This window comes from Halobaculum sp. EA56, assembly GCF_051195075.1.
Lineage (GTDB): Archaea > Halobacteriota > Halobacteria > Halobacteriales > Haloferacaceae > Halobaculum.
Map to the genome: position 1 here is coordinate 1 of NZ_JBNTJX010000087.1, position 1,365 is coordinate 1,365.

2 protein-coding genes and 1 pseudogene are annotated in these 1,365 nt (G+C 61.4%); all 3 read left to right on the forward strand.

What is annotated here, in order from left to right; genetic code table 11:
• Positions 1 to 506 (forward strand): annotated as a pseudogene (locus ACQUQ1_RS22215) (hypothetical protein); the annotation flags it as partial.
• Positions 507 to 650: 144 nt separating this feature from the next.
• Positions 651 to 839 (forward strand): hypothetical protein, encoded by a 189-nt coding sequence (locus tag ACQUQ1_RS22220; protein WP_435066357.1) that lies wholly within the window; start codon positions 651 to 653, stop codon positions 837 to 839.
• Positions 840 to 945: 106 nt separating this feature from the next.
• Entirely contained in the window at positions 946 to 1,326 is a 381-nt protein-coding gene (locus ACQUQ1_RS22225) for a hypothetical protein (RefSeq protein WP_435066358.1), read from the forward strand.
• Positions 1,327 to 1,365: the final 39 nt, after the last annotated feature.

The following is a 1,365-nucleotide window of genomic DNA, read 5'->3' on the forward strand; positions in this document are numbered from 1 at the left end:
TCGATGACTGCAAGCTAATCTACGATCTCGACGAGGAACCGGCCCCACAGCTTGTCGATCAGTGGCCCTCGCTCCCCACGGCGACACGGGTCACGTCTGAATGTGGTAATCAGCTGCTCGCGGCTGCTCGTGAGCGGACGGCGTGGACAGAGACGACGCAGTCCCGTCACGACGGCGAGCACGCGACGTTTCTCTACGACGAAACCGGGAGCGAGGTTCGCACCGAAGCTCGTCTTGCAAGCCTACGTGAGGACGCAGACAACGACCTCTGGCTGGTGCCAGCGATTGCGCTCCAGGAATCCGTTGACAAGACCGATACCGAACAGCCACGACGCGAGCGCCCAAACAGAACTCACCTCGAGTGTCGAGAGTGTGATCGGGAGACTAAGCATCGATTCCGCGAATTCGAGGCTGTCCCCGATGACGAGTGGACCGGGCAGCCAATGTGGGGCTGTCAGCGGTGCGGCACGCCACGCTATGGGCCCGAACCCGAAGCCGGTCAGTAAAGACGACGTCAAATTAACCAACAATCCTGGTGTCGGCTCGGAGTTGTTGGTTAACAGAAGCCAGCTCGCGACCACCCGACGATACCACACCTGCTGACTGCCCGCCGGTGTTTTTCGGCGCCGAGAATTGGCGGAGGCGCACACATGGACCCACGAGACACCCCTGGCTATCGACTCCACCGCGCGCTCAGTAGCCTCACCAGTATCGACAGCGACCAATTGGAGCCCGCCGATCAAGAGCGAATTAGCACCGCGACGACGCTCCTCGAGCAGGTGGATGTTCTCACCCAACCGAATACGACATCAGACGGTGACGTACACGGAGAATCCTGACAGCACGACGCGTCGACAGCGAATCGTCCTGTGGCCGTCACAGCGTGAGCGGTTGTTTGCCCCCTGAAGGGGTGCGGGGGCGCGAGACCGCTCCCGAGAACAACCCATGGCAACACTCCAAGCCGCAACAACATCGACCGGCGCGCTCGTATCGGATCCACAGGCCGTCCGCCAGCTCTGTGAGAACCACTGCTTCGGGACGCTCAACTGGGAAGTGGACGACGACGGCGAACTCGTTATCTGGGGCTACGACAGCTTCGAAGTGTACGAGGCCCGTGAGAACGGGCTTCCTGACTACGACGGTGGCATCGTCACCCACGAGTTCCTCCGGTCGCTCGCTGAGTATCTCGAACCGGACGAAGAATTCGACATCCAGACAGCCGGATTTACCAAGTGCCGATTTCCCGTGCTGGCGAAACGGTACGTGATCCGCGACGGTGAGGTGCTGTACGCGGACCTCAGTTCCCCCGACCCGATCGACGAGTAGCGTTGTTCGTCCCCCGGGAGGGGTGCGGGGCGATCCAGT

Excerpts from the sequence above, each read along its gene's own strand:
- ACQUQ1_RS22225 (WP_435066358.1), top strand. The coding sequence starts at position 946 with ATGGCAACACTCCAAGCCGCAACAACATCGACCGGCGCGCTCGTATCG.
- ACQUQ1_RS22220 (WP_435066357.1), top strand. The coding sequence starts at position 651 with ATGGACCCACGAGACACCCCTGGCTATCGACTCCACCGCGCGCTCAGT.